A 14,033-nucleotide genomic window follows, 5' to 3' on the forward strand; every position below is an offset into this window, starting at 1 on the left:
AGCGTCCGGGAATGCTGGATATGGTTGGTCGGGCCAAGTACGACGGCTGGGCCAAGCTCAAGGGCATGAGCAAGGATCAGGCGCAGCAGAAGTATATTGATAAGGTGCAGGCGCTGCTCAAGTCACACAAGTAGCCCACATACCAGCCTTTTGGGGCGGCTTTCGCCGCTCCAGCCACCGCTCTGGGTGCTTTCTTGAGTCCCATAACTGCCTGAAGTTAAACAAAATCCACCATGTAGGACTTTTGTAATTATGCGTGCGCTGAGCATTGCCCAGGGTTACTGAGCGGGTGTAGCCTAATCTTTGGCAAAATAGCGTCTTGGGCGACGGTTTTGCTTGTTTAACAATAATAATGAGGCATACAAGTCGTGGCATTTAGGCGCTTTCGGAAGATTATCGGTGTATCTTTGCCCGCGTCGGTAATGGTCGCTTCGGTTGCCCACGGCATGTCTGGGTTGTCTGATGATGAGCTGGCTTCTGTGCAAGGCAGAGATGGCGTTGTCATTTCTGCCAGTCTTGATACATCAATCGATAGTATCGAATTTCGCTCTGATTTTGCTCAGCCCTCAGCGGCGTCCTTCTTTTTGGAAGATATTTCAATTCGCTCCACCCTCGGCGGGCCAGTAGATGTTACAACCGAATTTGATGTCGGAGGTAACGGAGCAGGTGATGCCTATGTTGTCTTGTCTTCTGACTGGACTGGGATGGATCTTCAAGTCCTCGGGGCTCGACATGGCAGCGCTCCGGGAACCTCGTTTGGGTCCTTTGCTTTAAAGGGCGACGGCTCCTTAAAGCTTGGTGTAGAGGGTGGACTGTTCAATTCCGGCGCTAACAACGCGTCGTTTGATTTGACTACTTCCGGAGACTGGATATTCCGCTCTGGGGCTGCATCCTCGCCGGAGCTTAGTCTGGGTAACATTAATTTCGGTGCCAGATTTACTGATGGGGCAGGCAACCCAGGCTTGGGGACATTCGGGCTGACCTCTGATGGTTTGGTGATATCTGCTCCATTTATGGATGTTGATCTGAACTTTGACTTGCTTTTCAAACCGGTGCCAACCGACTTCGATACGACTGGCCGTCAGAGCGCTATCTTGTTCGGGTGGGAAGGGGGTATTGAGGATGCCCTGATAAGAGTGGGAACTGGCGGTATTGGCTACGGCGCTGATATTGGTCCTAGTGGGTTGACGGAGTTTAATGTCGACGGCTCTATTCTCGGTACGCGCTCAGAAGGCTTGAATGTGCTTGCTGAGTGGAACTATGGAAGTGATTTTGCCTTTATTCTTGGTCAGGCAGGTGGAAATCGCACAAGAGTAAGATTTTTTGACTGGCAGAGACTTAGCGGTGCGTCCATCGATTTTAGAATGCCAATTATCGTGGACACCGTTAATGGTCCGGGAACTGGCCCCGGTGGAATCTGTTTTGGCGGCAACTTGCCCACGGCGGGGTCTCTGACTTCGCCTGATTGTGGCTCTGTGGGGGGTGTATTTGAAAACATTGCACCTGAAGTTGGTGCTCTGGCGGTCGTGATTCGTGACGGCAGGTTGCATGCATTCAACTCTCAAGTTGAAGTGATCGATCCGGGTACTGCTACTCCTAGCGAGATATTCAATTGGAGCTTGCTCTATACCTTTGGAAAGATTGATTCCAATATCTACCTGAGTGGTGTTCCGGGTGGCGGCATTGAGGCAGACATTCTGCTTGCTATGCAGTCCCCTGGCTATTGGTCTGCGGCGCAGACGAATTTTTCGGGCATAGCTGGCCCGCAGATTGGCGATCCGGCATTTGATCCGCGCGCAAGGTGGGGAACAAATACTCATTTCATGATCGCGGATACCAACACTGCGATAGATGTGACTGGTGATGGCATCGCTGGCGACCAATTCGGTATTGGTATCGTTAATGCGGATTTGCTCTGGCAGGCAGATGATTTAAGTATTGATATTACCAGTACGGGAGGGCCGGATCCTCGCGGGGTGCTAAGGTTGGAGACTTCAACGCTTGGCCAGTACAGGTTCAGGGGGCTTTTCGGGGGTGGCAGTTTGTTGCCGGGAGGGGCAACAAACGGATTGGAAAGGCCGGTTCGAGTGGCTTTGGTTGACGTGAATCTGCTTACATCGTTTTTCCGTTTTGATCTTTTGTCTGCACCGATTGGTGAAGAGTTTATGGGGTTTGCTTCCGTGTTCGACTTTGCGCCGGGTGCCTACCTGTCAATTGCAGAGCCGTCTCAGCCATCCTCTGACTTTCGGGTTCAGAATATTAGCGGCAGATTGGCTTGGGAGAATGGTGAGATTAAACTTACCTCTGCCTCCGATAATCCTAGTGACAACAAGCCTCGTTTGACGATTCTCAATGATATTACGTTTGGTGCAACGGCCGGTGGCACGCCGTTCCGGGCTGATATTGCTTTTAGTGGCGCGGCGCTGGGTTCCGCTGTAATTCCCGCGGGTCGTTGGGCGCAAGAATTCACCCTGAAGAAGCAGTAATGGAAAATTTTATGCGTGTCAAAATTCCCACTTTTTTGCTTTCGGTAATGACAGCGCTTGTATCAATGGCGGCTCATGGCAGCATGGCCTCCCTTGATGACGCTGAGCTTGCGAAAACAAATGCTCAGGGTATTGCGCTTGCCTTCGAGGACTTCCGCTTTCAGATGCATCCGCGAGATTACATCGAACAAATTGGCAGCACGCCTCAGAGTGCTTGTACAACCACGGGGTCCGGCCTCGGTAATCGCAATTGTTCCAGAACGGAGAATCTGCGGTTCTACGGACTTAGTATAACCAGCTCGGGTGCTGGCCAGACATTCAATGGTGCTGCTTGTCCTTCAGGTGAATCATGTCCGCTTGGAGCGGGGTCGATAGCGCGGCTGGCTTCCTTTGGTGATCCCTATCTTCTCCGGGCATTTTCAAGAAATGGCCTGAACTTCTTTGGTAATTCAGAGGATCGTACTGTTCTTGAACTACTCGGGCCGACCAGAACAGACGCTTTTAAATGGTCGTTCATCGGTGAAATTGACGTCTACGGCGGTGGCATCGCGCAGGGTAACGGAGTGCTGCAAAATCAGGTCATTATTCAGGGCAGTCCGACGGCGCGAACTCAGGGCGGTGCAGAGGCTACCCGACAAGGTACGGTGCTTCAGCTATTCAGGACAGCGGCCACCAACAACAATGCCAATGCCACGATTGGGAGGCCCTTTTCTGGTGATACACTTGGAATCGTTTGGCAAAGTCGTTTGAATGGCAGCTTCAGGTTTAGTGCCAGTCAGACAGGCACTGTCGGAGCTGGCTCGCTTGCTGGGCTGCCACTTTTTAATCAGGGGACAACTGATGCTAATGCACCGGGCCTCAAGTTTAAGCAAGTTGAGGCGTTTTTGCCGCTCGGTCAATTGCACTATCAGCCGTTGGTACTTGGTGCCACTCCTGCGAATGATGGTAATTTCCAGATTGAACTCACCCGAGTTCAGAACATCGCATCCATATATCAGGACTTTTACAGTTTGAATGCGGGCTGTGCAAACTCCGGAGGAACTGCCGGTAGGGCGTGTGGATACAATCGTACGGCTAGGCCAGCAAGGTATTTAGAGACCCACGGTTATGTTCGTTGGGGGCAGGGCTTTACCGGCGGGCCAGGAACTGATCCGACGATCAACTCAACTACCGATGGTATTATTTTTGCCGCGCCAGCCGGAGCTAACTTTACTGCTCGCTCGTCTTCCAATCCAACTAATGCTAATAACTTGAATGTCACCACTGTCACGGCGGCCAATCGCACCTTTGCCAACGTTGGTACTGCGCGAGCTGATGGTTTGCTGGTTCAGCATTTGAAGATTACATCTCTGGGGGCTGGGCCATGATGAACTGGTCAAGACTGCTGTATCTCAATATTTTCCTTTTCGCATCAGCGTATGCGCATTCCATGACCCCGCTTGATGATGCTGAGCTATCAAGAAGCACGGGGCAGGATGGCATCGCGATAGATCTTGAAGTTCGCTCCAACGTCAATGAATCCGGTGTGCCATTGACGGGTGTTGGTCAAGAGTGTGAAGGTGTGTCTGCCGCGACACGCTGCTATTTGGGCTTGCAGTGGAGTAGTCGGCCGAATGAGTGGCTGGTTTTCAAGGGCCTGTTCATGCAAGCGAGAGTCAGTGATCTGTACCTTGATGCAGCTTTTCGTCCGGCCGGGGTGATAGCAGGGAATACCATTTCCGTGCCAGGTGGGTACTACACGGGCTTCGGTGCGCCAACTTCGTCTTATTATAATGCGTCAAGATTTCAAGATGAGAGTAATAATTGCCTGCTAGCTGGCTGTAATCCGGGCGGTGACGCTGCGTTGAAGTTGTCGTATCCAGGTAATACTGCGGCATATACCGGGACAGGTTTTGAATCGGATTTTGAGATTGATTTGTTTATTCCAAGAGTGGCGGTTGAATTTGGTGCTACCGCATATAGTGCAGATAGCAATGGGTCCTTTCTTGGCTTGCGTATCGCCAGCTCGGAAGCCGGGCAGTCGGCAGCGCGTATAGACTTTGATGGACGCGTGTTGGTATTCGGATTTTGAGGCTCTGATTATGGTTGCTAATGGTTCTTCAGTCATGCAGAGAATCTGGTCTGCTGTTTATACGGTTTTTGTGATTACTTTTGCCTGTCCCATGCCTGTGGTCGGTATGACCTCAATGTCGGACGAGGATATGCAGGGTGTTGCAGGTCAGGGGCTTTTTGTGGGAGATAAAATCCTCGGCACGGAGTTGAATGGAGCTAATGCACTTTCCAATCCATTCACCTTTTACCGGATGGGAATGGACGTGGATCTTGAGCTGAATGCAAACATCGACAAGCTTCAGCTCGGTTGTGGTGGTTTGAATGATGGGATTAACAATGGAGTGTGTGATATTGATCTGGACTATGTTCGGTTTTTAGGTCGGTGCACTACGCCATCATGCGGCCAGAATTCTTTTGCCACTGATAATAGATTGGTTCCTGGTTCAGGCGCACCAGTAACGAGCAGTTTTTTGCTGAAGCGGCCCACTATTGAAGTTGCGGTAAAGAATGATACTACTGCGACTCTGAGAGAGGTTGTTGGTATTAAGATCGGTGCCGAGCGTGCTGATGGTTTCATCGGTATAGGTGGCTTTGAGGGGGGTACGCATACTGGTATCAATGCGGTAAGCGGCTCCTTGGGGGTTCGAATTACGGGTATCGTAAATGTAACCTCAGGGCTTGGTGGCGCAACGACTTGTATTGGCTCGCCGACAATTGAGCCAGACTGTGCGGCGAATGGCGCTCCGCCTTTCTTTAGTGTCCCAATCGCTCGTAGCACAGGAACACGCATGACAGAAGTCCGTAGCCCTAATATTCCGCTGACCGTAATCGGTGCGGGTGGACTTGTTGGCCTTCTAACTGGAGATGGAGACACCCTTTACTCTGATATTCGTTTTGAGCTTCGTCAGCTTCATGGTTTTGAGCTGAATAACACCGGAGATTTTTTCCTTTCTTTCCAGAGAGAGCAGATCGCATACCCTAGGTCTGATAAGTCTGGATATGCTGTTGCTGCGAATACGGGTTGGTGGATGAATGTGCCTCAGGTTGACCTGTTCAACCTAAACCCCCCTACTGTAAATCTTGGGTGCCCGGGGTTCTTTTGTCTCGGCCTTCTTGATGCCTTTAGCACGCCTGGCATTTTTGTGAACAACCCGGACCTTGGTTCCCGTCCGCCTCAGAACTGCTTTGGAAACTCATCATTTTGCTAGGATGATAGATGCGTCGTTTAGAGTGGCTGGTATGTGGCTTCTTGTTGCTTGCTGGCTGCGGTGGCGGTGGCGGTGGCGGTGGCGGTGAGTCGAGTTCTCCGCCGCTAGATGCCATTAAAAGCGCTTATCTGAATGACGCTGATACCGTATTTGATGAGCCTCCTTCACCTGATTCTGAACTCTTCTTTCTCGGCAGGCAGCTTTTCTTCTCCACCGCTCTCAGTGGCGACGGTACTGTTGCCTGTGTTTCCTGTCATCACCCTATGCTGGGTGGCGGCGATGGGTTGTCTCTGTCAGTCGGAGTGTCGGCCAAACACCCACGGGTCATCGGTCCCGAAAGAAAAATGGACCTCTCCAAGGACGGAGATCCGAAGTCGGTCTCCATCGGTGGGCCTGAAGTGCCTCGTAATGCTCAAACAATATTTAATTCTGCCTTGTACAAGCAGGCACTTTTCCACGATGGACGGCTTTTTGTTTTGGGATATGACCCCGATTCGGCCGAGGCGCTGGTAAGAACACCTGAAAGTCCACTCAGGCGCGTTCCTGATCTTTCTGCCAAAGGAGATCTTCTTGCCATTCAGGCCAGATTTCCTGTTACAAGCTTTCAGGAGATGCGTGGGTATGGAGAGTTCTACGGCCTGACGACTGACCAACTGAGGAATCAAGTTGCAGCACGATTGCGTGCTAGCCCGCAGTGGTTAGAGCGATTCAGGCAGGCCTACAGCGATTGGGAGTCCGAGCCAGAAAGTTTGGTGAGTTATGATAGTGTCGCTCGTGCGCTTGCGGAATATCAGTCAAGCCAGACTTTCGTAGATAATCCCTGGAATCGCTTTGTTCGAGGAGACAATACTGCGATTGGCGAGCCGGAAAAGCGTGGTGCATTGCTGTTTTTCCAGTCACGGGAGGAAGGGGGATTTGGCTGTGCATCCTGTCACCAAGGGGCTCGTTTCACGGATGAGCTCTTCCATGTCGCTGGATTTCCTCAAATAGGCCGCGGCAAACGCTCAGATGGAGATGATCCCGGTCTATATCTTGTTACTCAGGACCCCGCCGACCGATATAAATTCAGGACGCCAGGTTTGCTCAATGTCGGCGTGACTGGGCCTTATGGTCATGCCGGAACCTTTGATTCTCTGGAAGCACTAGTTCGTTATCACATGGACCCGATCTCCGGCCTTGAGTCCTATGACTTTTCTTTAGGATCCTTGCCCCAGTTTGCTGAAAGTGGTGGCGATCAGTATCCAATGGCCAAAATCTATACTGAAAAATCTGTTGCGCTTCTTTCCGATAAGATTATTCCGTCGCCCATAACTGATGGTGACTTGGCCGATATCGTCGCCTTTTTGAACTCTTTGACTGATCCCTGCGTCCTCGATCCGGTGTGTCTGGCTCCTTGGCTTCCGGGTCCGGAGGATGCCATCGATGAAAGTTTCCTTGATGTGACGTTCTCCGCTCCGACTGATCCGACTGATCCGACTGATCCGACTGATCCGACTGATCCGACTGATCCGACTGATCCGACTGATCCGACTGATCCGACTGATCCGACTGATCCGACCGATCCGACCGATCCGACCGATCCGACTGATCCGACTGATCCGACTGATCCGACCGATCCGACCGATCCGACCGATGTTATGCCGCAGATTACTGGGTACACGCTTTGCGGCAACAATGCGCGAACGGCGTTGCGAACCCCATCTCGGCTAATGTTTACCGAGCGTGCGGCGGACTTGGGTATTAACCACGAACACATTCTCCCGGATGAAGTCTGGCTTGACAGCTATGAGGGCTTCGAGGCGGCTTTGCTAGCTGGTTCGGTTGCTGCAGGCAACATAAAAGGAGATTGTTGGGTTGATATGGCATTTTCCACCGGGAAGGCCAGTCAGGCGCAGATTGCAATTTACGACAACCTTTCGGGAAAGGGCTTTTCTCAGGAGCTTTTTTATCATCAGCAGATACTCAGCCCTGTTGCTGCCATAGGCCTGGTGGATCTGGATGGTGACTATGGCCTTGATCTTTTGGCGGGCAATTTGCTTTCGGGAAGCCTTGTAGTATTGGATTCAGATCGGCAGCTTCGCCAATCTGTTGCAATGTCAAAGTCGACATTCGGCATGGCCTTCTCCGACTATTCTGGCGATGGTTGGATTGATGCATTTATGGCGCACTGGGATTCTGGCGCACGGCCCGGAGAGGCCCCGGCATTAATGAAGAATATCGGCAATGTTCCTATCGTTGCCCCTGTCGGTTCGTTGTATCCCGCCGATGCAGAGGCTGGCACCACCGGTGCAAATCTTTCACAGAACTTTAATTTGTCTCCCGGCTTTGTCGATATTAATCAAGATGGTATGTCAGACCTGTTAGTGGCATCTGATTTTGGTACGAGCGAGGTTGCCTTAAATAACGGGGATCAAACTTTTTCTGTAATAACAGATCGTGCTGTTATTAATGACGAGAATGGCATGGGAGCTGCCATTGCAGACTTTGACAACGATGGCTACTGGGATTGGTTTGTCAGTTCCATTCATGGGCCTGATGATGATCGGCAATGGCCATGGGGTAAGACAGGAAATCGCATTTACCGGGGGATAGATGGTCCCAATCCTTTCGAGAGCGATTTCTTCTCCGGTATGGAGGATGCGCGATGGGCATGGGGTGCTTGTGCTTCGGATTTTAATAATGACGGCCTTGTGGACCTGTTTGTTGAGAACGGATACGGACAACTGCCTGAATCTATTTTGAGTGAAGTGGGTGGTTTTATTGTAGATTTCATTCAGAGTACTTTGTACGACTATCGAAAAAATAGACCCAGACTCTATATTAACCAAGGTGGAGGGGTGTTTTCAGATCAGTCCGAGTTGTTCGGCATTGATGATTTAACCAATGGTCGAGGCATTGCCTGTTTTGATTATGACCGCGATGGTGATGTTGACATAGTCGTAGCCCAGAACATTGGTTCGCCACTTTTCTTTGAGAATCATGCTGCAGGTGAAGGGGGGCATGGGTTCTTGTCAATTAAGTTGCTTTCGCCTCCTCCGAATACTCATGCCATAGGCGCGGTTATTAGTATTGATGCCGGTGATAGTACGCAGATGCGTCAAGTTAGCGCAAACAGCAACTACCTTGGACAAAGCCCCTTGGAGGTTCATTTCGGCGTTGGGTCTGCAACCATAATTGACTCGCTCACCATTAAGTGGCACGACGGCCTGGAGCAGACCTACCTGAATGTTCCTGCTAACCGATTTTTGACATTTATGCATCCTGACATGAACCCGCTCGTTGGTTTTGATGAGGCTCAGGTTGACGCTGCTATCAGTGACGTTGGGGAGTATTTTCTCTCAGTCGCAGACTCTCTCGGTCCGGACTCATTGCTTCTTCAGATAATGATGGGGCGAATGTTTGGCTATGACCCTGGGTTCGATTTATTGGTTTCATATGAGAATCTGTATAACGAAGCTGTCGCAGATGATGATATTGCCAAGCTGAGCGCGCTGAACGCATACAAAAGGATTATTGATCCGAATCATGTCCTGGATGATCCTTCTTTTGCAAATTTGGAGAGTGTTGATCGTCTTACAATGCCGGCTCTTTATTGCGGCGTGATAGAGCTTCCTGATGATTACCGCTTGGCCTTTATGGATGAAGTCGATCGTGGTGGCTACTATTTAACCCATGCATTGCTTGCTTATTTTTGGATTGTTGCAAACGAATGCCATTTTCCACTTTCCTCTGCGGAGCTAAATCAGATTATAGAAAAGGTGATGATGCTGATCCCTGAAGAACCGGCTGACTTGAATGATCTTCAGCTGGAAGCGTTAGCGTTTTTGCTAACAGCAGGGAGATATGATCTTGTCCGGGCAGAGTGGGTAAACGCATTGCTTGCTTCTCAGCGCCAGGATGGCGGCTGGTCGATTCATAGAGCGATTGATGCATCACATGAGCACTCTTCGGCGCTAGGGCTGTGGGCGTTACTGTATCTTAAGAATTTTAATCAAGTGTATGAACCTGTCTTGCCCTTTCAGGATTAACGCACACGATGAAGTGCAGTGATTTATCAACTAATCGTGAATTTGTGATGTTTTTTCCCCTCTGATCATGCCTTTGATCACGCGGGTTCAATCTTGAAGTGCACTTTCGATCAAAGAATGATCAGGGGTGGGGTGCGCTAGAGCTCCCAACCTCCGATCGACAAATCGAGATTGTGCACATGGTCTATACGCACGTCACCCAAGAAGAACGTTGCCAGATTTATGCCCTGTGTCGACAGGGCGAAAGCCAGAAGTCGATTGCAGAGCAGCTGGGCCGGCTCCAGCAACAATCAGCCGAGAGCTCAGGAGGAATCGCGGTCTGCGCGGTTATCGGGCACAGCAAGCGCACCAACTGGCGGCTGAGCGGTAATCCCCCCCGAAAACTAGCGATGCTCAAAAGTAGAATTTTCTCGTAACCTATCACGAAGGAGATTCTGCATGAAGAAGTCACGTTTTTCGGACAGCCAGGTTCTGGCGATCCTCAAGCAAGCCAAGTCCGGGGTGCCTGTACCAGAGCTGTGCCGCGAGCACGGCATGAGCAGCGCCAGCTTCTACAAGTGGCGCGCCAAGCAAAGCGGAATGGATGCGTCCCTGATGGCTCGCCTGAAGAAGATGTATGCCGAGGAAAGGCTGAAGTCCGAGCTACGCAAGGAAGCTCTCGAAAAAAAGTGGTAAAGCCTTCCCTGCGACGCACGCTGGCGAGGGAGGCTGTCACGGAACGGGGCATCAGCATCCGGTTGGCCTGCGAGACCTACGGCATCAGCGAGACCTGCTACCGCTATGAGCGGCTGCTGAGCGATGAAAATGCCGAGATTGCCGACTGGCTGATCCGGCTGACCGCGAATCAGCGCAACTGGCGTTCGGCCTGCGTTTCCTGTTCCTGCGCAACGTCAAGAGGTACCTCTGGAATCACAAGCGTGTGTACCGGATACACCGCGAGGTGGAGCTGAATCCGCGGATCAAGTCGAAGAATCGGATTGTGCTGGAAAGGCCTGAGCCACTGGCGAGGCCTGACACGGTCAACGAGTGTTGGTCGATGGACTTCATGCATGACCAGCTTGAGGACGGCCGCAGCTATCGGCTGTTCACCGTGCTGGATGACTTAACCGCGAAGGGCTGGCAATCCAGGTGGATCTGCATCTGCCCTCGGAGCGGGTGATCCGCGCGCTGGATCAGGTTATCGAATGGCGCGGTCAACCCAAGGCACTGAGATGCGACAACGGCCCGGAGTACATCAGTAGCGCCTTGTCGGCATGGGCTCTGAATCGAGGAATCCGGCTTGAATATATTCAGCCGGGGAAACCGCAGCAGAACGCCTGTATTGAGCGCTACAACCGCACGGTGCGGTATGACTGGCTGGCGCAATACCTGTTCGAATCAATCGAGCAGGTGCAGGAGTTTGCTACACGGTGGCCTTGGACTTATAACAACGAACGGCCAAACATGGCCCTGGGAGGTGCGGTTAGTGGGGTGATAGGGCAGAAGTCTGCCGCCACCTGGTCAGGCTGTGGGAGGTATGGTCGGTGGCGCTATGGCAGGTTGAGGTGGAGTAGTTGATCAGATCCTGCATATAAAAAGCGAGTGCGCCGCGACAGGCGGCGCACGGTTTCCTTACCTGAGGTTAAGCCTCTTCTGTGAAATCACTTTTTCATTACCGTTCGCGGTGTCGCGAGCGCGAACAATGACGACGTAGTCCTTGCCTTGTTCAAGGCCCAGGCTTGTCGGGCTGATCACCAGCGAGGGACTGGCTTGCCAGTTCGAGTCGAACACTTGAGGGTTATTGGTCCCCTGGATACGTTCCTGGATGATAAAGCGATACTCGAATGGCCCGATGCCATTATCAATCTGGGCGTTGGCCGTCAGGTCGTTGGTATAAGAACGCGTCTGGCCTGGCGGATAGAAGGTCAGGGTGACGTCGAAGCCCGCATCGTTGGTTGCCGAGTCAGCGGAGAAGTAAAGCAGGTTGCCGGTGCTGTCGCCGAGCAGCAGTTCCGTTGCGTCGGGCGATATCACCATTCCCTGCAGCGTGGCTGACTCATAGCCGGGGACGGAGTTCAGCAGGTGCTGAAGGTCCATCGATTGGCCGGAACCAAGATCGTACAGCATGTGTGTGACAAACACGGCGGTGTTGTTCTGGATTTGTTGCAAGCCATAGTAGAACACGCCATTCGTGGTCAGCCCGCCAATGGTCTGGTAGGTGTCGTTGGTACCATCAATCACCAATGTCGGTGCGGCGCAGCTGTCGACTGACGGCTGGCAGGTATAAATGGAGTAGTCGTTGCCGATTAGCTGCCGCTTGCGCATCAGGATGCGCCCGTCATTGGCGCCCTCCGCGAACATTTTCGGCGGCACGCTATAGTCCTGCGCAACCCAGCTCGTGCCATCGTAACTGTAAATGCGCAACGTGGTGCTTTCGGTTGGCTCACCGAAATCGGTGATAAAGGAAAGCACTACATCGGGTGTCTCGCCGTTAGACACAACCGGCGAGGCGTATCGGGTTGAGTCCCCGGTCGGGAGATCACTGATGTCGAGCGATTGGCTGATGCCATTCGGGTCGGTGATGGTGATCTCCGAAATCACCGTCAGCGGGTTGTCCGCCTCATAGTGAACTGCCCAGCCGGTATCGTTCATTTGCGCCTGCGCCCATGGCGGGCTGGTGATCTGCAGGCGTCCAATAGTCTGGCATTGAAGGGCCGCTGGTGCGCCAGTCACGGGATTGATCGTAATCGTATCGATGCGACAGCGGTGAAACTCGTCGTCGGTGGAGCCCGGCTGGCCAACGAGGTAGTGGTTGTCGGCAGCCATATTGTTCTGCTGGAGCAGGGAAAAGCCAGGCATCAGTCCTTGTATGCCAGCTGCCACGGAGGTATCCGCCGCCGCATTGTAGAGCCAGAGGCGAGGCTGCACGCTGGTCGGGTCGGTTATCGACATTGCCATTACAATGCCATCATTGGTGATGTCGGTGGGTGAGCGGGTAAGGCCACTTGCGGTGATCTCGAGCAGCCCGCGGTTGTTAAGATCTCGAACGAAGCTGTACTCGGGAAGATCCGCATGTGCGGGGATGGACAAGGCAGTTGCCAGAATGCCGGCAGTGGCTGCGGCCATAAGGCGTGGTCGTTTTATCGTTATCACTATTCTCAATCTCCATATTGATTATTATCGACACAACAAGGTCCCCCCTGCTGCGCGCTCATGGTAGCAACTGTTTTCCTGGGGGTCTTTAGTCGATATTCGCCGCGCCGGGATGCCGCAGGCTCGGCGCTGTCGAGCCAGGAGCAAGCCTGAAGTTGTCTAGCGATCATGATTTCGGTGTTATGCTCGTTGCTCGTGAACCAGTTGTTGGCCAGCAGGTCTTCATGCTGTTCGTGATCCGCAATGCGCTTGTCCTCATTCCTGTGTTTGCCCTTTTGGTCGCATGCAGCAAGGCACCGGAAGACCCCGCCGATGTCATCTACCATGGTCGGCGCCTAGTCTCTGGCGGTGTGAGGCGGTCGGGTCGGCTGGCGAAATGGAGGCATTGCGAGCTGATAGCACGCGCGTGGTCAATCTTGACGGCAAGGCACTGTTGCCCGGCGTTATCGATGCGCGCGGCCATGTCGCCAATGTGGGGTTGCAGGCGCTGGCGGCCGACCTGTTGCCGCCGCCGGACGGCGAGGGCCAATCTGTTGACAGCCTGGTCTCACTCCTCACGGCATGGCACGCACAAATCAACAGCCTGTTCCAGGCCGCTGGCTGGATTATCGGTTTCGGTTATGACGATTCGCAGCTGGCGAGCGCCACCCGACGGCAGAGAGTGCTGATCTCCTGCTGTATGCAGATTTTATTAGTGCTCCAGAACATGATGTCGGCTGGGTTAGAGGTCGTCATCAGTTGCATGTTTTCGAATATAAGCTTTCCGCAGAACCGCAGCGGGGCTTCCGTGAAAAGCCAGTCATTAAACCGGTTATCCATTCCACCGCAGGAAATGGCTCCCTACCTGTGATATCCGGGTTATTGCAGTCGTCGCTTTAACCCCTTGGCTGCGAGAATGCGTGTTGAAATCTCTTCAATTGACATGTCCGTCGCATCCATAAACGGAATGTTGTGCTTGTTATATATTGCCTCCAGTGCACGAATTTCCATTTCACACTGGCGAGCAGAGGCATAGCGGCTTCCGGCCATGCGCTCGTTGCGGATGGCGATCAGGCGTTCCGGGTTGATGGTCAGGCCGAACAGTTTTTCCTTGTGCGGGATCAGGCATTCCGGCAGGCGCAGGTCGT

General features: G+C 52.5%; 11 protein-coding genes and 1 pseudogene. 9 read left to right on the plus strand and 3 right to left on the minus strand.

Annotation, left to right across the window (positions count from 1 at the left end; translation table 11 throughout):
* The first annotated feature begins 11 nt into the window (after positions 1-11).
* From J1C54_RS15305 to J1C54_RS15335, 8 genes and pseudogenes are all read left to right on the plus strand, one after another.
* Positions 12-134, plus strand: coding sequence for an acyl-CoA-binding protein (locus J1C54_RS15305; protein WP_255612682.1), 123 nt, complete (start codon positions 12-14; stop codon positions 132-134).
* 234 nt (positions 135-368) lie between these two features.
* Positions 369-2,486, plus strand: a complete 2,118-nt coding sequence (locus J1C54_RS15310; protein WP_229149596.1) for a DUF6160 family protein — start codon at positions 369-371, stop codon at positions 2,484-2,486.
* An 11-nt stretch (positions 2,487-2,497) separates the two neighbouring features.
* Positions 2,498-3,853, plus strand: a complete 1,356-nt coding sequence (locus J1C54_RS15315) for a hypothetical protein (protein ID WP_229149599.1) — start codon at positions 2,498-2,500, stop codon at positions 3,851-3,853.
* A complete protein-coding gene (locus J1C54_RS15320; RefSeq protein WP_229149601.1) occupies positions 3,850-4,557 on the plus strand; it encodes a DUF6160 family protein in 708 nt (235 codons plus the stop codon). Before J1C54_RS15315 ends, J1C54_RS15320 begins: the two co-directional genes overlap by 4 nt.
* A gap of 10 nt (positions 4,558-4,567) precedes the next feature.
* Positions 4,568-5,746: a hypothetical protein gene (locus J1C54_RS15325; protein ID WP_229149603.1), complete on the plus strand. Its 1,179-nt coding sequence runs from the start codon at positions 4,568-4,570 to the stop codon at positions 5,744-5,746.
* A gap of 8 nt (positions 5,747-5,754) precedes the next feature.
* The gene (locus J1C54_RS15330; RefSeq protein ID WP_229149607.1) at positions 5,755-9,774 is read left to right on the plus strand and encodes a cytochrome c peroxidase; all 4,020 of its coding nucleotides are present in this window, start codon (positions 5,755-5,757) and stop codon (positions 9,772-9,774) included.
* Between the two features lie 179 nt (positions 9,775-9,953).
* Positions 9,954-10,190, plus strand: coding sequence for a helix-turn-helix domain-containing protein (locus J1C54_RS16790; RefSeq protein WP_370635684.1), 237 nt, complete (start codon positions 9,954-9,956; stop codon positions 10,188-10,190).
* A gap of 22 nt (positions 10,191-10,212) precedes the next feature.
* A pseudogene (locus tag J1C54_RS15335) lies at positions 10,213-11,232 on the plus strand (IS3 family transposase); the annotation flags it as partial.
* A 153-nt stretch (positions 11,233-11,385) separates the two neighbouring features.
* On the opposite strand, the gene J1C54_RS15340 reads toward J1C54_RS15335, so the two are convergent.
* Both J1C54_RS15340 and J1C54_RS15345 read right to left on the minus strand, forming a co-directional pair.
* Positions 11,386-12,879 (minus strand): hypothetical protein, encoded by a 1,494-nt coding sequence (locus J1C54_RS15340; protein ID WP_229149609.1) that lies wholly within the window; start codon positions 12,877-12,879, stop codon positions 11,386-11,388.
* Positions 12,880-12,911: 32 nt separating this feature from the next.
* Complete coding sequence (locus J1C54_RS15345; RefSeq protein ID WP_229149611.1) at positions 12,912-13,232, minus strand: zinc-ribbon domain-containing protein; 321 nt, start codon at positions 13,230-13,232, stop codon at positions 12,912-12,914.
* 50 nt (positions 13,233-13,282) lie between these two features.
* Here J1C54_RS15345 and J1C54_RS15350 point away from each other — a divergent pair, with 50 nt between their 5' ends.
* Positions 13,283-13,756 carry an amidohydrolase family protein gene (locus tag J1C54_RS15350; RefSeq protein WP_229149613.1) on the plus strand — a complete coding sequence of 158 codons (474 nt, stop codon included), beginning with the start codon at positions 13,283-13,285 and terminating at the stop codon, positions 13,754-13,756.
* Between the two features lie 8 nt (positions 13,757-13,764).
* Here J1C54_RS15350 and J1C54_RS15355 read toward each other — a convergent pair.
* On the minus strand, positions 13,765-14,033 hold a 269-nt coding region (locus J1C54_RS15355; RefSeq protein WP_229149364.1), incomplete at its 5' end, for a kinase/pyrophosphorylase.

The organism is Alcanivorax sp. 1008, from assembly GCF_020667895.1.
Taxonomy (GTDB): Bacteria; Pseudomonadota; Gammaproteobacteria; order Pseudomonadales; family Alcanivoracaceae; genus PGZG01.